This window comes from Roseomonas alba (assembly GCF_019430885.1).
In the GTDB taxonomy this organism is placed as follows: Bacteria; Pseudomonadota; Alphaproteobacteria; order Acetobacterales; family Acetobacteraceae; genus Neoroseomonas; species Neoroseomonas alba.
Genome location: NZ_JAHYBZ010000007.1, coordinates 48,008 through 65,450 on the forward strand (window position 1 = coordinate 48,008; position 17,443 = coordinate 65,450).

At 70.1% G+C, this 17,443-nt stretch carries 20 protein-coding genes; 5 read left to right on the top strand and 15 right to left on the bottom strand.

Annotation, left to right across the window (positions count from 1 at the left end):
* Positions 1–90 precede the first annotated feature (90 nt).
* Positions 91–786 carry a response regulator transcription factor gene (locus KPL78_RS19375; protein ID WP_219764653.1) on the top strand — a complete coding sequence of 232 codons (696 nt, stop codon included), beginning with the start codon at positions 91–93 and terminating at the stop codon, positions 784–786.
* Between the two features lie 5 nt (positions 787–791).
* On the opposite strand, the gene KPL78_RS19380 is transcribed toward KPL78_RS19375, so the two are convergent.
* The 4 genes from KPL78_RS19380 to KPL78_RS19395 form a co-directional block, all read right to left on the bottom strand.
* Positions 792–1,214: a globin family protein gene (locus tag KPL78_RS19380; protein WP_219764654.1), complete on the bottom strand. Its 423-nt coding sequence runs from the start codon at positions 1,212–1,214 to the stop codon at positions 792–794.
* A gap of 250 nt (positions 1,215–1,464) precedes the next feature.
* Positions 1,465–2,457: a Bug family tripartite tricarboxylate transporter substrate binding protein gene (locus tag KPL78_RS19385; protein WP_219764655.1), complete on the bottom strand. Its 993-nt coding sequence runs from the start codon at positions 2,455–2,457 to the stop codon at positions 1,465–1,467.
* A gap of 49 nt (positions 2,458–2,506) precedes the next feature.
* Positions 2,507–3,310, bottom strand: a complete 804-nt coding sequence (locus KPL78_RS19390; protein ID WP_219764656.1) for a class II aldolase/adducin family protein — start codon at positions 3,308–3,310, stop codon at positions 2,507–2,509.
* A 114-nt stretch (positions 3,311–3,424) separates the two neighbouring features.
* Complete coding sequence (locus KPL78_RS19395) at positions 3,425–4,324, bottom strand: LysR family transcriptional regulator (RefSeq protein WP_219764657.1); 900 nt, start codon at positions 4,322–4,324, stop codon at positions 3,425–3,427.
* A gap of 90 nt (positions 4,325–4,414) precedes the next feature.
* Here KPL78_RS19395 and KPL78_RS19400 point away from each other — a divergent pair, with 90 nt between their 5' ends.
* Positions 4,415–5,284 (top strand): amidohydrolase family protein, encoded by an 870-nt coding sequence (locus KPL78_RS19400; RefSeq protein WP_219764658.1) that lies wholly within the window; start codon positions 4,415–4,417, stop codon positions 5,282–5,284.
* A 185-nt stretch (positions 5,285–5,469) separates the two neighbouring features.
* Here the strand turns inward: KPL78_RS19400 and KPL78_RS19405 are convergent, their stop codons facing one another.
* Genes KPL78_RS19405 through KPL78_RS19430 form a run of 6 tightly spaced genes read right to left on the bottom strand, consistent with a single transcriptional unit; the run spans position 5,470 to position 9,849 of the window.
* Positions 5,470–6,192, bottom strand: coding sequence for an ABC transporter ATP-binding protein (locus KPL78_RS19405; protein ID WP_219764659.1), 723 nt, complete (start codon positions 6,190–6,192; stop codon positions 5,470–5,472).
* Positions 6,189–7,328, bottom strand: a complete 1,140-nt coding sequence (locus tag KPL78_RS19410) for an ABC transporter permease (RefSeq protein ID WP_219764660.1) — start codon at positions 7,326–7,328, stop codon at positions 6,189–6,191. Before KPL78_RS19410 ends, KPL78_RS19405 begins: the two co-directional genes overlap by 4 nt.
* The gene (locus KPL78_RS19415; protein ID WP_219764661.1) at positions 7,325–8,539 is read right to left on the bottom strand and encodes an efflux RND transporter periplasmic adaptor subunit; all 1,215 of its coding nucleotides are present in this window, start codon (positions 8,537–8,539) and stop codon (positions 7,325–7,327) included. Before KPL78_RS19415 ends, KPL78_RS19410 begins: the two co-directional genes overlap by 4 nt.
* Positions 8,540–8,578: 39 nt before the next feature.
* Entirely contained in the window at positions 8,579–8,764 is a 186-nt protein-coding gene (locus KPL78_RS19420; protein WP_219764662.1) for a hypothetical protein, read from the bottom strand.
* Between the two features lie 40 nt (positions 8,765–8,804).
* A complete protein-coding gene (locus KPL78_RS19425; RefSeq protein ID WP_219764663.1) occupies positions 8,805–9,068 on the bottom strand; it encodes a cysteine rich repeat-containing protein in 264 nt (87 codons plus the stop codon).
* A 31-nt stretch (positions 9,069–9,099) separates the two neighbouring features.
* Positions 9,100–9,849, bottom strand: coding sequence for a DUF4410 domain-containing protein (locus KPL78_RS19430; protein WP_219764664.1), 750 nt, complete (start codon positions 9,847–9,849; stop codon positions 9,100–9,102).
* Between the two features lie 124 nt (positions 9,850–9,973).
* Here KPL78_RS19430 and KPL78_RS19435 point away from each other — a divergent pair, with 124 nt between their 5' ends.
* The 3 genes from KPL78_RS19435 to KPL78_RS19445 are packed head-to-tail and all read left to right on the top strand — an operon-like array spanning position 9,974 to position 11,474.
* Positions 9,974–10,570, top strand: a complete 597-nt coding sequence (locus KPL78_RS19435) for a sigma-70 family RNA polymerase sigma factor (protein WP_219764665.1) — start codon at positions 9,974–9,976, stop codon at positions 10,568–10,570.
* Between the two features lie 2 nt (positions 10,571–10,572).
* Positions 10,573–10,980 carry a hypothetical protein gene (locus KPL78_RS19440; protein ID WP_219764666.1) on the top strand — a complete coding sequence of 136 codons (408 nt, stop codon included), beginning with the start codon at positions 10,573–10,575 and terminating at the stop codon, positions 10,978–10,980.
* Entirely contained in the window at positions 10,980–11,474 is a 495-nt protein-coding gene (locus KPL78_RS19445; RefSeq protein ID WP_219764667.1) for a periplasmic heavy metal sensor, read from the top strand. The genes KPL78_RS19440 and KPL78_RS19445 overlap by 1 nt, the downstream gene beginning before the upstream one ends.
* A gap of 259 nt (positions 11,475–11,733) precedes the next feature.
* Here the strand turns inward: KPL78_RS19445 and KPL78_RS19450 are convergent, their stop codons facing one another.
* Genes KPL78_RS19450 through KPL78_RS19470 form a run of 5 tightly spaced genes read right to left on the bottom strand, consistent with a single transcriptional unit; the run spans position 11,734 to position 17,443 of the window.
* Positions 11,734–13,041: an NtaA/DmoA family FMN-dependent monooxygenase gene (locus KPL78_RS19450; RefSeq protein WP_219764668.1), complete on the bottom strand. Its 1,308-nt coding sequence runs from the start codon at positions 13,039–13,041 to the stop codon at positions 11,734–11,736.
* A 37-nt stretch (positions 13,042–13,078) separates the two neighbouring features.
* Positions 13,079–13,951 carry an ABC transporter permease gene (locus tag KPL78_RS19455; protein WP_219764669.1) on the bottom strand — a complete coding sequence of 291 codons (873 nt, stop codon included), beginning with the start codon at positions 13,949–13,951 and terminating at the stop codon, positions 13,079–13,081.
* Complete coding sequence (locus KPL78_RS19460; RefSeq protein ID WP_219764670.1) at positions 13,948–14,865, bottom strand: ABC transporter permease; 918 nt, start codon at positions 14,863–14,865, stop codon at positions 13,948–13,950. Before KPL78_RS19460 ends, KPL78_RS19455 begins: the two co-directional genes overlap by 4 nt.
* A gap of 16 nt (positions 14,866–14,881) precedes the next feature.
* Positions 14,882–16,423: an ABC transporter substrate-binding protein gene (locus KPL78_RS19465; protein WP_219764671.1), complete on the bottom strand. Its 1,542-nt coding sequence runs from the start codon at positions 16,421–16,423 to the stop codon at positions 14,882–14,884.
* Positions 16,424–16,483: 60 nt separating this feature from the next.
* Complete coding sequence (locus KPL78_RS19470) at positions 16,484–17,443, bottom strand: ABC transporter ATP-binding protein (RefSeq protein ID WP_219764672.1); 960 nt, start codon at positions 17,441–17,443, stop codon at positions 16,484–16,486.

Here is a 17,443-nt window from a genome sequence, read left to right on the forward strand (position 1 = left end):
GGGGCTCCGACAGAACGATGCCGAATCGGATGGGCGCGCCGTACCTTGAGGCAGCGGCGCGAGATCGGAAAGCCGACAAGGATGGCTGCAATGAGCCGCGGTGCCAGCATCGCGATGGTGGATGACGAGCCCGACCTGCTCGACGCCTATGCGGAGTATCTCGGCGACCTCGGCTACGACGTGGCCCTGGCGGGGTCCGCCGCCGAGTTCGAGGCGTTGCTCGCCCGCCGCCAGGTCGACCTGGTGGTGCTGGACATCATGATGCCGGGCGAAGACGGTCTGTCCCTGCTGCGCCGCCTGCGATCGGACCTCTCCATGCCGGTGCTGGTGATGACGGCGGTCACCGACAGCGTTGAACGCGTGCTGGGGCTGGAGCTCGGCGCCGACGACCTGATCGCCAAGCCGGCGGAGCCGCAGGAGCTCGCCGCACGCATCGCCGGGCTGCTGCGGCGCGCCGGCGCGCGCCCGCGCGAGCTGGTCGCGTTGGAACACGGGACGGTGGACCTCACCGCCGCCCGACTGCTGCGCCTGGGCCAGGCCCCGGAGCCGCTGCGGCCAGGCGAGCTGATGCTGCTTCGCGCCTTCGCCGCGAACCCCAACCGCATCCTGGGGCGGGAGGAGCTGATCGCGCTCGCCCCCGCCGACAGCCGCGAGGCCGGCGATCGCGCCATCGACATGCGCATCGCCCGGCTGCGGGCGAAGCTGCGCACCGAGGCGATCGTCACGCTGCGGGGCCGCGGCTACATGTTCGTCCCGCCCGGTCCGAAGCCCGGCGGACCGGATTAGGGTCATCACGCCGCGGCGGGCAGCCGCGCGACGTCGATCATCGCACCGCTCAGCATGGCATAGGCGGCGGCCCAGGCCTCGCGGGTCTCCGCCGTGAGGGAGTCGCCCAGGCCCTGCTCCAGGGTCCAGAGCAGCGCGGCGCCGACATGGGCGTAGTGCTCCTCCTCGACCCCGTAGCGGGTGTGGCGCGCAGCGAGGCCGCGAGCCGCGGGCAGCAGGGCGTCCGGCCGGCGCAGCGACCCGACCACGAAGCCGAGTGTCGCCATCAGCTTGCGGCCCTGCTCCTCGATGTCCGTGTGCCGGAACAGGGGGCGGAGCTGCGGCGCGATCTCGAACAGCCGGCCGTAGAAGAGGCGCGCGGCGGTTTCCTGGATCGGCGCCACCAGGCGGAAGCTGTCCTGCACACGGGTGATCTGCTCGGGGGTCATCGGGGCATCTCCTGACGGGGTCGGGAGGATGCTGGGCCGGTTCTGTTGCAGGACGGTATCGCGGACGCCGCGAGCCGGCGCCTCCTGATGCGCCGTCGACGCCGTCGGTTCCGGCCATCCTGCCGCGCACGTCGTCATCGACCCGGGCGCAGGAACGCAGGGGCAGCGGCCGAGCAGGCGAAGCCGGCCCTGCCCGATCCGGAGCCAGCGGCGTCCGCGCGGGAAGCCGCGGCCACCGCCGCCTGCCGGGTTATTCGGGCTTCAGCCCCGCGAGATCAATGGCGCGGCGCGCCTTGGCCAATTCCCGTTGCAGAAAGGCGGCAAGGTAGTCCGTCGTCAGTTCCTCGGGCGTCGGTGGATCGACGCTGTAGGAGGCAAGCCTGGCGCGGATGTCCGGGTCAGACGCCGCTTCCCGGACCACCGCCTGGAGCCGGTTCACGATCGGCGCCGGCGTGCCGGTCGGGGCGAACAGGCCGACGAATGAGGCAGCGGTGAACGCCGCAATGCCCTGCTCGACGAAGGTCGGCACCTCCGGCACCTGCGCCGATCGCTGCTGCGCGGCGATGCCCAGGATCCGGCCCCGCCCGTCGCGATGCAGGTCGAGCACGCTGGAAAGCTCGATCAGGATTCCGTCCACATTGCCGGCGACGAAATCGGGCAGCGTGGCACCGCCGCCGCGATAGGGGACGTGCTCGAGATTGGCGCCGGTCTGCGCCTTGAACAGCTCCAGCGGCAGGTGGTTCGCACCGCCGATCCCGGAGGTGCCGATGGTCACGCCGTTCGGCCGCGACGTCGAATAGGCGACCAGCTCCGGCAGGCTGCGCACCGGCATCGAGGCCTGCACGATGATCACCATGGGCACATTGCCGAACATGGCGACGAAGGTGAGGTCGGTGATCGGGTCGTAGCGGCGGTTCGCCATCAGCAGCGGCCCGTTGACGATGGAACCGGGGCTGCCGATCAGCAGGGTGCAGCCGTCCGGGCGGGAGCGGATCACCGCCTCGGTTCCGATGGCGCCGGCGGCACCGGCGCGGTTCTCCACCACGATGGGCTGGCCGAGGACGGAGGACATGCGGTTACCATAGAGACGCGCGAGGACGTCGGTATTGCCTCCGGCGGCGAAGGGCACGACGAAGCGGATCGGCCGGTCCGGCCAGTCGCCCGCGCCCTGGGCGAAGGCCACGCCGGGCACGCCGACGGCGGCCGCCAGCAGGGCACGCCTGCCCAGGCGGTGCTGCAACATCCTCACATCCTCCCCGTCATTCGTTCTTTCGTCCGGCTGTGCGGCCGGTTCAGACCCAGTAGGGCGGGTAGCCCGAGTTCTTCTGCTCCGCCTCCAGCAGCCGCAGCATGGCGGGCCACTCCAGCACGCCATAGGGCCGCCGCGCGCCGGGCTGGTAGAGATGCGCCGTGCGCTCCAGCACTTCCTGCGACGGCAGGACGAGTTCGGCGCCCGCCGCCATGACGTCGACCTGCGCGCGGCAGGCGAGTTCAAGCTGGTACATGGTGTTGAACGCCTGCTGGATCGTCGCGCCACAGGTCAGCAGGCCGTGATTGCGCATGACCAGCGCATCATGCGCGCCGAGATCCCGGACGATGCGCTCCCGCTCGGCCAGGTCGATCGCCGGGCCTTCATAGTCGTGGTAGCCGAGATGGCCGACGAAGCGGATGCCGGTCTGGTTCAGCGGCATCAGGCCGCACTTCATGGCCGAGACGGCCATGCCAGCGCGGGTATGAGTGTGGATCACCCCCGCGACGTCCGGCCGCGCGGTGTGGATGGCACCGTGGATGACGTAGCCGGACTTGTTGATGCCGTAGTCGGTGTCGGGCTTCCAGATGATGTTGCCCTCGACGTCGATCTTGGCGAGCGAGGTCGCCGTGATTTCCTTGTAGAGCAGCCCGTATAGGTTGATCAGCAGATGCTCCGTGCCCGGGATCCGCATGGTGATGTGGTTGTAGGTGAGGTCCGTCATGCCAAACAGGTCGACGAGCCTGTAGCAGGCGGCCAGTTCAAGCCTCGCCTGCCATTCGGTTTCGCTGACATGGTCGCGGATCGAGGGCCAGTTGGTGTCGAAGCGCGGCGCGGCATTGTCCATGGCCCGTCTCCCCAAGCATTGCGCCGCCGTCATTGCGGCGCTCCATTGCCCGGAATGGTGTGCGCGGGGCGCCGGCGCGTCCAATAGGAAGCTTTGCGCCGCCCATTCACCGGATCAATGAGGTCCGGCGTCCCGTTCGACGAGCGTCCGGCGCAGATGGGTCACGAAGCGTTCGAGCATGGTGGAATCCGGCGCGCCGCGCGGGCGCACCAGCACCGTGTCGAAGGTGATCGCCGGGTCGAGCGGCCGGGCGGCCAGTTCCGGGAAGGATAGGCTGCGGAGCATCAGCGGTTCCACCAACGCGATGCCCGCACCGTGCTGCGCCAGCACGATGCCGGTGAGGGAGACGCTGACCTGGGCGATGATGCGTGGCGTCACGCCGGCATCCGCCAACGCCTTGTCGACATAGCCGCGGAAGATGTTCTGCGGCAGGTAGGTGATGATGGGCTGCCCGGCCAGCGCCGTCACCGGCACCGAGGCCCGCTGCGCCAGCGGGTGCGCATGGGGCAGCACGCAGGCGATGGAGGTGCGCGCCAGCAGCTCGGTTTCCACCTCGGCCCGGGACACCGGCTCATGGACAACCCCGAGCTCGACCTCCCGCGCCGCGACGCGGTCCACCACCTGCGGGGAATTCAGCGATTGCAGCGCGACCCGCATGCCGGGGCGGCCGACCAGGAAGGTCGCGACGGCCTGCGCGAGATAGCTGTTCGCGATCGGGAAGGCGGCGGCGACCGACAGCGTGCCGAGCCGCCCGCCGGCGAGGTCCTGGGTCAGCCGTTCCACCGCGGCCAGGCGGTCGAACACCGCCTCGATGTCGGGCAGCATGGCGAGCGCTTCGGGCGTCGGCTGAAGACGGCCGCCGACGCGGTTGAACAGGCGGAAGCGGAGCTGCGCCTCGCAATGCTTGAGCACCGTGCTGACCGAGGGCTGGGTCACGTTGAGCAACCGCGCCGCGCCGGTGACCGAGCCGGTCCGCATGATGGCGTGGAAGACCTCGAACTGGCGAAGGTTCATGGCAGCGAGGCTAGGCCATAAACGGCATTGATGGAATCTGTGCCGATTTCGATCTGGACGCTGCCGCGCGGCGCGGCGAGGGTCCCCCCAATGTCCGAGAAAGCCCTACCGGCAGGCGCCTGCGACTGCCACACCCATGTCTTCGGCGCGCCCGGCGGGCCCTGCCGCTACGCTGCCGACCGCAGTTACACGCCCGGCGAGGCGACGGTCGCGCAGCTCGTCGCGGCGCATGACCGGCTCGGCATCGCGCGGGTCGTGCTGGTGCAGCCGAGCCCCTATGGCACGGACAACAGTTGCATGGCGGCCGCACTGGCAGCGCTCGGCGCGCGGGCGCGGGGCGTCGCGGTGATTGATGACGCAACGCCCGATGCGGAACTGTCCGCGCTGCACGCGGTCGGGGTGTGCGGCGTGCGTCTCAACCTGCACACCGCCGGGCGCGCCGATCCGGGCGAGGCGCTGGCGGCGCTGGAGCAGGCGGCGAGGCGCGTGGCGCCGCTCGGCTGGCATGTGCAGACCTATACGGATCTTGGCGTCATCGCGGCGCTGCACGATGCGCTGATGGCGCTGCCGGTGCCGCTGGTGGTGGACCATTTCGGCCGGGCGCTGGGCGCGGGCGGCGTGACGCAGCCGGGCTTCGAGGCGCTGCTCTCGCTGGTCCGCGCGGGCCGGGCCTATGTGAAGCTGTCCGCCGCGCACCGCCTGTCGCGCGCACCGGATTTCGCCGACATGGCGCCGATCGCCCGCGCGCTGATCGTCGCCGGGCCGGAGCACGTGGTGTGGGCCTCCGACTGGCCGCACAGCGGCGTGACGCCGGGGCTGGCGCCGGAGGCAGTGCATCCGTTCAATCCGGTAGATGACGGAGCGGCCCCGGCGCGGTTGCGCGGCTGGGCGGGGGATGAGGCGACGCTCCATCGGATCCTGGTCGAGAACCCCGCGCGGCTCTACGCATTCGCAGGGTAGGACGAATGCGTACCGAGCCGCTCGTCGCCCAGCATCCGGATCAATGTTCGGTGCAACTGTCCCAACGCAGCAACCGTGGTGCCAGAGCCGCTCGCGATTGCCCTGGATCGCGGCAAAGTCTCTGGCCCATGGCTCTTACGAGCATCTTCACCCGATCTGGTGCTTCCATCTGATCGGGATCTGCTTCAGGCGGCTCGACCCGATCCGTTGCGTTCTGCCACCACGCGCCCATCCTCCATCTCGATCACCCGGTCGAAGAGACCCACCGAACGCGGATCATGCGTCACGACTGCCACGGCGGCACCGCGTTGCCGCGCGATTGCCAGCAGCAGTTCCATGACCTGTCGTCCGCGACGGCTGTCGAGCGCGGCCGTCGGTTCATCCGCCAGGATCAACATCGGGTCGTTCGCCAGTGCCCGCGCCACCGCCACCCTCTGCTGCTCGCCGCCGGACAGTCGTGCGGGTCGATTGCCCGCGCGATGCGCGATGTCGAGCATCGCGAGCAGCCCCATCGCGCGCCGCTCCGCTTCCGCCGGCGCCACACCGTCGATGACCATGGCAAGGGCGACATTCTCCACCGCCGTCAGGAATGGCACCAGGTTCGGCTTCTGGAAGACGAAGCCGATGTGACGACGGCGGAAGTCGCGCAGCGCGGCCTCGTCGCCCGGCGTCACGGCCGGTCCGCCCGCGAAGCGCACCGCGCCACTGGTCGGCGTCTCAAGCAGGCCTGCGGCCATCAGCAGCGTGGTCTTGCCGCAACCGGACGGACCGAAGATGCCCAGCATCTCGCCGGCCACCAGGTCCAGCGAGACATCCGCCAGCGCATCGACGAGCGCGCCGTCGCCGCCGCGATAGCGCACGGCGAGATCGCGTACCGACAGCACCGGCGTGCCGGCCCGCGGGGTCACGCCAGGACCTCCTTCGCCCGGACGCGCATGGCGCGGGCGATGCCGATCCAGCTTCCCAGGGCGCAAGCCAGCAGCAGGCCGCCGAAGATCAATGCGAGATCGCCGGGCAGCAGCACGACCCGGCGCGGGAATTGCGGAAAGATCGCCAGTGCGAGCATCAGCGCCGCACCATAGGCGAGCAGCCCGATCAGCACGGCCTGCTCCAGGATCATGGACAGGATGAAGCCGTCGCGCGCGCCGATCAGCTTCAGCATCGCGATCTCGTGCAGCTTCTCGACCGTGCTGTTGTAGATGGTCATGGCGATGACGACACCGGTCACCGCCAGCAGCAGGATGGTGAAGAACAGGATCTGCAGCCGCAGTCGCCACAGCCGGCCATCGACCAGCACCGAGCGCTGGTCGTCGCGCGACAGCACCGCCACGTCACCCCAGGCAGCGATGGTGCGGGCGATCTCATCCTGCATGCCCGCCTCGGTTGTCAGGATCACGGCGGCAATGCGGCTCGGCCGATCGGCGGTCGCGCCAAGGCCCTGTGCGCGGTCGAGCAGCACCTGCTCCGACCTGCGGCTGTCGGCGATGTCCATCGCGTCGGGGATGGTGACGAACAACTGCCCGTCACCCGACATGTCCACCTGCCCGCTGGTGATGCCGACGATGCGGTATGGATCGCGTCCCAGCTTGATCTCCCGACCCAGGGCCAGTCCCAGGCTGGCATCGGCGATGGCCTCGCCGCGTGCCTGCTGGATCAGCCGGCCCTCGGTCAGGGTCAGCCAGGCGCCCTGGTCCTTGGGGAAGTCGAGCCCCGTGACCGCGATGCGCCGGCGCTGCCCGTCGATGTCGAATTGCAGATTGTTCTGCACGAAGCGGCGCACATTCGCCGTGCCCGCCACGCCCTCCACGCGCCGGTCGAGCGTGGCGGACACCGTCGAACCCTCGGCGAAGGGCCCGGCACGCCCGCCCTGGACCACCCACAGATCGGCGCCGATATCCTCGATGGTCAGAAGCGCGTCATGCAGCACGCCACGATAGAGACCCATGATCCCCATGCATCCCGTCAGCAGAAAGCCGACGCCGGCCGCGGCGAGGACGACGCGCAGCATGTTCGCGGTGATGTCCCGCCAGGCCAGGTAGTTCATGGTAGCACCGGCGTGACCGGCATGAAGGCATAGAGCCCGCGCGGCCGGCGCAGCACCACCTCGCCGGCCTCCAGCCCTTCCAGCACCTCGATCCGGCCATCCGTGGCGAGGCCCAGCCGCACGGGGCGCCACCGCGCGCGGCGCCCGCGCTCGGCGATCCACAGCCCGGCCTGCCCGCTGCGTGGCGCCAAGGCATCCTGGGGCACGGCAATGGCGGCCGGCGCGACACCCGTCACCAGCATCAGGGTCGCGCGCTGGCCGATGGCCCAGTGCGGCGGCGGCTCCTCCGGCGTCACCTCCACGGTGAATTCCCGCGTCGTGGCGTCCACGCTGCGGCCGAGGCGCAGCACCCGCCCACGGAACACCTGCCCCGGATAGGAGACATAGCGCAGCGCCGCCGATTGTCCCGACGCAACCTGCGCCATGACGGATTCATCGAGCCGGGCTGTCAGCACCAGGCTGCCAGGATCGACCAACCGAAGGATGGGCGCGCCCGCGGCGACGACATCGCCGACGCTGCGCAGCCGCTCCGTGACGACACCCGCGACCGGGGCGGCGATGACCGTGTCGTCCACGCGCACGCCGGCGCCGCGTTGCCCGGCCTCCGCCGCGGCGAGCTGATCGCGCGCGCGCATCACGGTGCTCCGGCTGCGCTCGGCGGCCGCCTGGGCCTGGTCCATCATCGCCCGTGCCGTGTCGAATTCCGCGCGCGTCGCAAAGCCGCGCGGCAGCAATTCCTCCTTGCGGCGGAAATCGGCCTGAGCGCGCAGCAGCGCGGCCTCGGCACCGTCGCGATCCGCCTCCGCCTCGGTCACCGCACGGCGCGCCGCTGCGCTCTGCGCTTCGGCCTGGGCCACGAGATGCGCGGCATCACCGACATCGAGCCGCGCCAGCACCATGCCGGCGGGAACATGATCCCCTTCCTCTACCGGCAGCGCCGCGATACGGCCGGCGATGCGCGCGCCCACATCCACCTTCACCAGCGCATCGAGCAGCGCAGGACCGGTCACCGTACGCTCGAAGGGCACGGCGCGGGCCTCGATCGCCTCGACGCGCACTGGCAGGGCATAGCGCCAGCTGAGCAGCGCCAGGCCGACCATGGCGGCGAGCAGCGGCCAGCGCCGCGCGCCCCGGCGCCGGGGCGGCGGCGGCGCATCGGCCAACGACACGCTCGGCAGCATGCCCTGACGGATGGTGGGGCCGTCATCCATGGCAAGCCTCTCCTTCGGTCCAGAGGGCCCGGGGGGGCGTCACCAGCCGCGCGGGCCGATGGCGGTGCCCTGCGCGCTCCATTGGCCTGACGTCATGCGCGTCACGGTACGGTTGCGCGTGGCAGCCCGGACCCGCGACCCGGTGACCGTGCTCCATGCTGCCAAGGCGAAAGCGGCCAGCGCGACGGCGCCGAACGTCGCCGCGGCAAGGACGACTTTGCGCATCAATGGGCTCTCCGTGTGTGAAGCAGGACGATCGGCGGGTTCAGCGCTGCGCGCCGCTCAATGCCTGGCGGCAATTGTCGGAGAGCCGCTCATTGTTCTGCCGGAGGCAGGCGATGATGCGGCCGCCGCCGCGCTCGACGCCGGAGCAATAGGCCCGGATATCGGGCATGCAGGCCTGCGCCGCCTGGCGTTGCGCGGGCGACATGGCGCCCTGCGCTGATGCCGGGCTCGCGATGAACAGTGGCAGGGCGGCCAGGGCGGCCAGGGCGGGCAATACGGCACGGCCGATGGGGGTCATGGACATCAGGGCATCTCCTATCGTGATGGCGGGCGGGTCATCCGCGCCGCAGGGCCTCGGTTGCGGGGACGGCCACGGCCGTTCCGTCTTCCGGGTGGGACAGCGGCGCGGCCCGGGGGCTCCAGCCGGCCTGCCGGTAATAGGCGGCGGTGCGCTCGGCGACGGCGTCGGCAAGGTCGCTGAGGTCGCGGCCCGGGCCGCGGCCGCGCATCTCAGCGACGCCGATGCCGGCCGCGCCGACCAGGGCCATGGCGCCCCGTACCCCCAACCCGACGCCGAGCGGCATGACGAGGCCGGGCCGGTAGCCGCTATGCGCCACAGCCTGGAAGGCGAGCAGGTCCGGCGAGGGCGCGCCGGCTGGCTCGAGCCTGGCCGCGACCTCGAGGCGCGACTGGCCAAGGCCGAAGCCAAGGGCGATGCGCTGGAGGCGGCTGCCTTCCTCGATCTGCCTCAGGGAAAGAGAGAGCCGCGCCGCATCGGGCCTCCCGTGGTCGGCGCTGGCGATCTCCGCCGGGATGCCGCGTTCCGCCAGGCCGCGGATCACGGCCTCGCTCAGCATGCTCGCGGTGCGGCTGGCCAGGGCGATGTCCGCACCGTCGGCGATGGCGTCGCCGCCATCGGTCACGACCAGCAGCCGGGCCGGCGGCGATGCCGCGGGCGGGGCGGTCACCTCACCGCTGAGACGTGCGCCGCCGCACGCGGCCAGCAAGGGCAGGGCGACCAGCACAACCACAGCCGGCCGCGCCGCGGCGGTCTTGTCGATATGGGCCTCAGCCGCGCCTGTCATGCATCCGCATCCCGATCTCTGCAGCCTGATACGGGCGGCCCTGGCGCAGTCCTCGCGATCGGCAGTGTTTTTTTGTCCGGCACCGGCGACGACTCTGCCCGTCCGGCCCGTAGCATGGGACGTGATGCCACCCGCCGCCCCATGCGCCGTGCTGAACGCCGTTCCCGCGGAACCGGACGATGCCATGCTGATGGCGCGCATCGCCGGGGGCGATGAGACGGCGTTCCGCCGCTTTGCCGACCGCCATGTGGGGCGGATGCTGCGGCTTGCCCAATCGGTGCTCGGCTCGGCCGCGGAGGCGGACGAAGTGACGCAGGAGGCGCTGCTGCGCATCTGGCGCCACGCCGCGCGCTGGGATGCGACGCGCGGCCAGCCCGGCACCTGGGTGCACACCATCGTGGTGCGGCTCTGCGTGGATCGGCTGCGCCGGCGTCGCCACGAGCCGATCGACGCGGCTCTCGAGATCCCCGACCCGGCGCCCGGCGCCTTCGAGACGCTGGCCGCGCAGCGTGAGGCGCAGGCGTTGCGCGCGGCGATGACCAGCCTGCCGCAGCGCCAGCGCGCCGCGCTCGTCCTGTTCTACCAGGAGGAGATGGCGGGAAATGAGGCGGCGGAGACGCTTGGCCTCAGCCTGCGCGCCTTCTGGTCGCTGCTGGAGCGGGCCCGGCGGGCGCTGCGGCAGCAGATGCAGCGCAAGACCGGCCAGGATGGGAGGATGTAGGAATGAACGCCATGACCCCCGACGAGTTCACCCGCCTGCTCGACATCCATGGCGCCGACCAGGCGCGCTGGCCCGAGGCGCAGCGCGAGGCGGCGCAGCTACTGTGCGAGGCGTCCCCGGCGGCACGCGCGCAATGGGCCGCGGCACGGCGGCTCGACCGGCAGATCGCCGCCGCGCGCGCGCCGCGGCCCGACCCGGCACGGCAGGCGCGCATCGTCAGCGGCGCCCTGGCGCGCATCCGGGCACGAGGGGAGCCGTTGCTCGACTGGAGCTGGCTGTTCACCCGTCCGATCGGCGCCGCCTTCGCAGCGAGCCTGGTGGCCGGCTGGCTGGTCGGGAGCGGCCTCGGCGATGCGCCGGCGACCAGGCATGCCGCCGTGCTGTTGCAGTTGGAGGACTTGATCCAGTGATGCCGCCGCTCACGCCGCGCCGGCTTCGCGTGATGGTCGCGATGTCGATCGGGCTCAATCTCTTCCTGGTTGCCATCATCGGCGCGCAGCGCTGGCGGGCCGTGCAGCTCGAGCGCATGGCCGCGCCGAATGTCGGGGCGCTGGAGGCCCAGGTATTGCGCGACCCCGAACGCGGCCTGGGGCTGTTGAGCGCCGGACTCTCCGAGCGGGATTCGACCATCCTCCGCGATGCCATCCGCATCCGCCTTGCCGACCTGCTGGTGGCACGCCGCGACTTCGCCGCGGCGGTGGACCTTGCGCGCTCGGAGATCGCACGTGATCCGGTCGATCTCGCAGCGCTGCGGGAATCGATCGAACGCGCGCGCCGGCAGCGCCAACGCTTTGGGCCGCTCCTGGAGGAGATCATCCTCGATGCGGTGCCCCGCATGTCGCCCGAGGGACGACAGGCGCTGTCACGACTGCGCGGCGTGGCCGCCCCCCTGGGCGGATCGTGATGCGGTCCGCACCCAGGCCCGCGATCATCGCCTCGGTGACGTGAACTGTCCCAGGAGGGTTTCGCCGGAAGACCAACCCCAATCGAGTGGTCCGAGGGCGTTTTCGTGGAACATCGCCCCCACGCCCGCCGGCAGCGGGCGCAAAGCAGCGTCGGAACGACGCCATGCAGGCGAGAAACCCGCTGGCGCCGGGGACAGACCTGGATCGGCTCAGCCCGCGGCATGATCGGATGTGACGCCAAAGACCCCGGCGCCGCGGTCAGAACTCCATCAGGTTCTCGCGGAATGTCTTGTAGCTATATCCACGCTTCGTCAGCCCGCGCTTCTGCAGCACCGGCACCAGGCCGTCGCAGATCTCAGCGACATAGCGGCGGCTGAAATCGCCGAAGGTGAGCAGGAACCCGTCGCCGCCGACCTCCTGCATCACCTCCTCCATCATGCCCGCGACGTGTTCTGGCGTGCCCGTGTAGTCGAGGCCGGAGCGGTTGGCGCGCTGCTTGGTGATCTCGCGCGGGGTGCGGCCGACCCATTTCTTCGCGGCCGACTGGTGCCCGTTGGAGGTCAGCGGTGGCAGCGGCTCATCCAGCGGGAATTGCGAGAAGTCGATACCGGTCAGCGTGGACATCATCGCCAGCGCGAACTCGATGTTCTGCTCCGCGAAGGCGATCTCGTCCCGGCGCCGCTGGCGGGCCGTCTCCATGTCGCGATCGATGATCGGATCGGCGAGGAACAGCACCTTGATGTTGTCCGGGTTGCGCCCCTGCTCGACGGCGGTCGCGCGGATGGTCTCGCGCTGGCGCTTCATGTCGGCCACGGATTCCGCGGTGGCGATGATGGTGTCGGCCCAGCGCGAGGCGAAGCGAAGCCCGCGCGGCGACCCGCCCGCCTGGCACAGCACCGGGCGCCCCTGCGGCGAGCGCGGCGCCGTCAGCGGCCCGCGGCAGGAGAAGTACTGCCCCTTGTAATTGATCGGATGGACCTTGTTGCCATCCGCGAAGATGACGTTGTCCCGGTCCAACACGACGGCGTCCGGCTCCCAGCTTTCCCAGAGCTGGGTGACGATGTCCGCCACCTCGTCGGCTCGGTCGTAGCGTTCGTCGTGCGGGACGTGCTTGTCCTTGCCGTAGTTCTGCGCGCCGCCATCATTGCTGCCGGTCACCATGTTCCAGCCGACCCGGCCTTCGGTCAGATGGTCGAGCGAATTGACCAGCCGCGCCAGCAGGTAGGGCGGATACTCGCTGGCCGACAGCGTCGGCACGAGGCCGAGGTGTTTCGTCGCCATGGCAAGGTATGGCACCAGCGTCGCCGGATCGAGCTTCGGCGTCGCCGCGGCCTGGCGCAGATAGGCGTTGTGCGAGTTCTGGTAGGTATAGGGGACGTTGCAGCTGTCCTCGATGATCAGGTAGTCGAAGCAGGCCCGCTCCATCGACCGCGCCAGGTCCACGAAGAGGTCGGGCATCATCCAGCGCGCCTGGGCGGCATCCGTGCCGCCCCATTCGTGATGCCAGGCCTTCGGCCCGAAGCCGCGCGAGAGAAACCACGAGAGATGGAAGGGCTTGCTGCTCATGAGGGCGTCCTTGTGGGCGGAATGTCCGGCGGTGGCATCAGCGCGGCGCCAGGCGGGATTTCGGGTCCACATGCTCGCGCAACCCGTTGCCGAACATGTTGATTCCCCAGACGAGGATGATGATGGCGAGACCGGCGAGGTTCGCGATCCACGGCGCGACGAAGAGCCGGCTGCTGCCTTCCGAGAGGATGTTGCCCCAGGTCGCGGTCGGGGCCGGCAGGCCGAGGCCGAGATAGGACAGCGCGGTCTCCTGCAGGACCATCTGCGCGACCTGCAGCGTGGACACCACGGTCAGCACCGGCACCATCTGCGGCAGGAGATGCCGCCAGATCACGTAGCGGTCCGAGGCGCCATACAGCGTCGCCGCCTCGACGAAGGGGCGCTGCCGCAGGGAGCGCGTGAGATTGAAGACGACGCGGGCATAGATCATCCAGCGCGACACGCCGAGCACGAAGATCAGGTTCACGGCGCTGCCGCCGAGTGCCGCCACCATCAGGATCGCCAGCAGGATGTCCGGGAAGGCCATCTGCGCATCGGCGAAGCGCATGATCACCTGTTCCCAGCGGCCGCCCTTGTAGCCGGCGACGAGGCCCGCCGCGCTGCCGAGCAGGCAGGAGAACAGCATCGAGGCGACGCCGACCAGGATGGACAGGCGCGACCCGTAGATCAGCCGCGACAGCAGGTCGCGCCCATAGGCATCGGTGCCGAGCCAGTGCGCCGGGCTGCCGCCGGCCATCCAGGCGGGGGGCTTCATGCGCATCGACAGGCTCTGCTGATAGGGATCGTAGGGCGCGACCAGCGGCGCGAAGATGGCCAGCAGCACGGCCCCCAGCACGATGCCGCCCCCCAGCGTCATCTTGAAACCCTTGCCGAACAGGGGGCGGCGCGGCCGCAGTGTGGTCGCGCTCAATGTCGGCGAATCCTCGGGTCGATCAGCATCTGCAGCAGGTCCACGGCGAGGTTGGTCAGGGCGATGCCGATCGCGATGACCAGCACGCCAGCCTCGACCACCGGAACGTCGCGGTTGGAGATGCTGGTCAGCATCAGCCGGCCCACGCCGGGCCAGGCGAAGATCGTCTCGGTGATGATGGACCCGCCCATCAGCGTCCCGATCTGGATGCCGAGGAAGCTGAGCAGCGGGTTCAGGGAGACCGGCAGCACATGGGTCAGCAGCACCCGCAGGCGCGACAGGCCCTTGGCGCGGGCGGCGATGACGAATTGCTCGCCCGACATCTCCAGCACGCTGGCGCGCGTGATGAGGACGATGTTCGGCAACAGGATGGTGGCGAGGGTGATGGCCGGCAGGATGATGTGCCGCCAGCCGCCGGCGCCCGAGGTCGGCAGCCAGCCGAGGTTGAGCGCAAAGAGCTGGATCAGCAGGATGCCGAGCCAGAAACTCGGCATGGACTGGCCCGCCACGGCGAGGGAGGAGATGACGAGATCCGCGAGCCGGTCGCGCCACACCGCGCAGACCAGCCCGAGGGTAACGCCGAGCACGATGGCGAGAAGCAGCCCGGTCCCCGCCAGTTGCAGGGTGCCGCCCAGGCGCTGCAGCACGGTCTGGAGGGCCGGCTCGTTGAATTGCAGGGACTGTCCGAAATCACCCTGCACCAGGTCGCGCAGGAAGATCAGGAACTGGACCGGGATCGGCTCGTCGAGATGCAGCTTCTCGGTCAGGGCGGCCACCTGCTCGGGCGTCGAGGTGACGTCGAGGAAGATGTCCACCGGATTGCCCGTGAGGCGCAGCACCACGAAGGTGACCATCACCACGAGGAACAGGGAGAGCGGCAGGATCACCAGCCGCCGCGCAGCATAGGCAAGCACTGTCGCTCTCCACCCCTCAGGCGATGTCCGCTGCGGCGAGGCGCAGGATCTTGTCCGAGGCGGCGCCGAAGCCGGTCACCTTCTTGTTCACGGCATAGAGGCTCGGCAGCCCGAACAGGAACATGGCCGGGTTCTCAGCGTGCAGGATCTCCATCATGCGGTGATAGGCGCGCTCCCGCGCCTCCTGGTCATTGGTCGAGCGCGCCTCGACGAAGAGGCGCTCATACTCGTCGTTCTTCCAGACCGAGCGGCGGCTTCCCTCGGTGAACCAGACCGCCGCGAAATCGGCATCGCCCAGGCTGTACCAGCCGATCATGTACATCGGGCCCGCCCGCTGGGCGCGCTGCATCTGCGTCCAGACGCCGCCCTCCACGACGTTGACCGTGGCGTTGACGCCGATGTTGGACAGCATGCCGGCAGCCGCGTTGCAGATATCCACGTCGGACAGGTACTTGCCCGACTGCGTGGCGATCGGGATCGGCGTGCGGAAGTTGAAGCCGGCTTCCCGCAGCATCGCCTTGGCCTTGTCCGGATCGAAGGGCCGCGGCTTGAGCGCCGGGTTGAAGCCGAAGGTGGTCGAGGTGAGCAATTGCCCCTGCAGCAGTTCGCCGCGGCCCTTCAGCAATTCCCGGCGGATCGCCTCCTTGTCGATGGCGTAGTCGAAGGCTTCCCGCACCTTCGGGTTGTTGAAGGGCGGCACGCGCACGTCGTAGGTCAGGATGAGCCCGACGCTGGAGACGATCTCGTCGAGCTTGGCGACCGAGGAGCTCTCGACCTGCGGGATCAGGTCGATCGGCACTTCCTCGATGATGTGCGTCTCGCCGGCGACGAGGGAGGCGATGCGCGTGCCGGGGTCCGGGATCTCCCGGACGATGATGCGATCCACCTTCGGCGCGCCGCCCCAATAGTCCTTGTTCGCGGTCAGCTCGTAGCGGTCGCCCGGGACCCAGCGCTGGAAGACGAAGGGGCCTGTGCCCATCGGCCGGGCCGCGAGGCCGTCGAAGCCGACGCGCTCAAAATACGCCTTGCTCTGGATCTGGATGTTGGTCAGGCCCTGTAGGATCGTCGGGAAGACAGCGCGCGCCGTGAGATTCAGCGTGTACTTGTCCACCACGGTCGCCTGGGTGATCGGCGCGATGCGCGCCAGCGAACCGTAGCCATTGGCCGGGTTGATCACGTAGTTGATCGTGTAGGCGGCGTCCTCGGCGGTGAATTCGCTGCCGTCGTGGAACTTCACCCCCTGGCGCAGCTCGAACTGCGTCGTCACCTCATCGAGCTGGCGGTGGCTTTCCGCCAGGCCCGGCACGGCCTGGCCGGCATTGTTGCGGGAGTACAGCGCCTCATTGGTCTGGCTGATCAGGCTCGAGGAGGCGAAGGAGGAGATGCCGGGGCGCAGCGAGTCCGGGAAGACCGAGGCGCCGACCACCAGTGTCTTCCCGGCAGCCTGCGCCGGCCGCGGGAGGCCGAGGCCCGCCGCCGCGCCGCCGGCCAGGGCCGCCCGGCCCAGCGCCCGGCGCGTCAAGCCGAAGGGAGCGGTATTCGATCGGTCAGTCGGCATGGGGGCGTCCTTTGCGGCCAGAGTTGCGGGAAGGCGGCGCCATTTCCTGGGCGGGAGGGGTCATGACGGCAGGCTCTCCGCCAGGTGACACGCGGCGACGTGATCCGGGGCCAGTTCACGCAGCGCGGGATCCTCTGCGCGGCAGAGCGCGACGGCATGCGGGCAGCGCGTGTGGAAGCGGCAGCCGCTCGGCACCGCGTCGGCGCTGGCGATCTCGCCAATGGCATCCAGGCGCTGCCGCGCCATGCCGGGACGATGCGACGGGACCGCGGAGAGGAGGGCGCGCGTATAGGGATGGCGCGGGCTGCGATACAGATCCCGCTTGCTCGCCAGCTCGACGATGCGGCCCAGATACATCACCGCGACGCGCGTCGCGACATGACGCACCACGCGCAGGTCGTGGGAGATGAACAGATAGGTCAGGCCGAACTGGCGTTGCAGCTCGGTGAGCAGGTTGACCACCTGCGCCTGCACGGACACGTCCAGCGCCGAGACCGGCTCGTCGCACACCACGAAATCAGGACGCAGGGCCAGCGCCCGCGCGATGCCGATGCGCTGGCGCTGGCCGCCGGAGAATTCATGCGGGTAGCGCGCGGCATAGTCGGCCGACAGGCCCACCAGCGGCAGGAGCTCGGCGACCCGAGCGGTTTGCTCCCCCCGTGGCAGGCCGGCGAGATGCATCGGCTCCGCCACCAGCGCGCCAACGGTCATGCGTGGGTTGAAGGAGCTGCCGGGGTCCTGGAAGATCAGCTGCATGCGGCGGCGATAGGCGCGCAGGCCGTCGGCCTTGGCGGCCGTGATCTCGACGCCGTCGAACGCGATGCTGCCGCCGTCCGGTTCCGCCAGGCGCACGAGAAGACGGCCCGTGGTCGTCTTGCCGCAGCCGCTCTCGCCCACCAGGGCCAGGGTCTCGCCGCGCCGCACGTCGAAGCTGATGCCGTCCACGGCCTTCACCACACGGCCGCCGACGGCGAAGTGCCGTGTCAGGTCGCGGATGCGCAGAAGCGGGGGCTGTTCCAT

Excerpts from the sequence above, each read along its gene's own strand:
- KPL78_RS19395 (WP_219764657.1), bottom strand. The coding sequence starts at position 4,324 with ATGAACCTTCGCCAGTTCGAGGTCTTCCACGCCATCATGCGGACCGGC.
- KPL78_RS19425 (WP_219764663.1), bottom strand. The coding sequence starts at position 9,068 with ATGTCCATGACCCCCATCGGCCGTGCCGTATTGCCCGCCCTGGCCGCC.
- KPL78_RS19450 (WP_219764668.1), bottom strand. The coding sequence starts at position 13,041 with ATGAGCAGCAAGCCCTTCCATCTCTCGTGGTTTCTCTCGCGCGGCTTC.
- KPL78_RS19390 (WP_219764656.1), bottom strand. The coding sequence starts at position 3,310 with ATGGACAATGCCGCGCCGCGCTTCGACACCAACTGGCCCTCGATCCGC.
- KPL78_RS19410 (WP_219764660.1), bottom strand. The coding sequence starts at position 7,328 with ATGAACTACCTGGCCTGGCGGGACATCACCGCGAACATGCTGCGCGTC.
- KPL78_RS19400 (WP_219764658.1), top strand. The coding sequence starts at position 4,415 with ATGTCCGAGAAAGCCCTACCGGCAGGCGCCTGCGACTGCCACACCCAT.
- KPL78_RS19445 (WP_219764667.1), top strand. The coding sequence starts at position 10,980 with ATGCCGCCGCTCACGCCGCGCCGGCTTCGCGTGATGGTCGCGATGTCG.
- KPL78_RS19380 (WP_219764654.1), bottom strand. The coding sequence starts at position 1,214 with ATGACCCCCGAGCAGATCACCCGTGTGCAGGACAGCTTCCGCCTGGTG.
- KPL78_RS19415 (WP_219764661.1), bottom strand. The coding sequence starts at position 8,539 with ATGGATGACGGCCCCACCATCCGTCAGGGCATGCTGCCGAGCGTGTCG.
- KPL78_RS19430 (WP_219764664.1), bottom strand. The coding sequence starts at position 9,849 with ATGACAGGCGCGGCTGAGGCCCATATCGACAAGACCGCCGCGGCGCGG.
- KPL78_RS19440 (WP_219764666.1), top strand. The coding sequence starts at position 10,573 with ATGAACGCCATGACCCCCGACGAGTTCACCCGCCTGCTCGACATCCAT.
- KPL78_RS19385 (WP_219764655.1), bottom strand. The coding sequence starts at position 2,457 with ATGTTGCAGCACCGCCTGGGCAGGCGTGCCCTGCTGGCGGCCGCCGTC.
- KPL78_RS19470 (WP_219764672.1), bottom strand. The coding sequence starts at position 17,443 with ATGGAACAGCCCCCGCTTCTGCGCATCCGCGACCTGACACGGCACTTC.
- KPL78_RS19420 (WP_219764662.1), bottom strand. The coding sequence starts at position 8,764 with ATGCGCAAAGTCGTCCTTGCCGCGGCGACGTTCGGCGCCGTCGCGCTG.
- KPL78_RS19375 (WP_219764653.1), top strand. The coding sequence starts at position 91 with ATGAGCCGCGGTGCCAGCATCGCGATGGTGGATGACGAGCCCGACCTG.
- KPL78_RS19465 (WP_219764671.1), bottom strand. The coding sequence starts at position 16,423 with ATGCCGACTGACCGATCGAATACCGCTCCCTTCGGCTTGACGCGCCGG.
- KPL78_RS19435 (WP_219764665.1), top strand. The coding sequence starts at position 9,974 with ATGCCACCCGCCGCCCCATGCGCCGTGCTGAACGCCGTTCCCGCGGAA.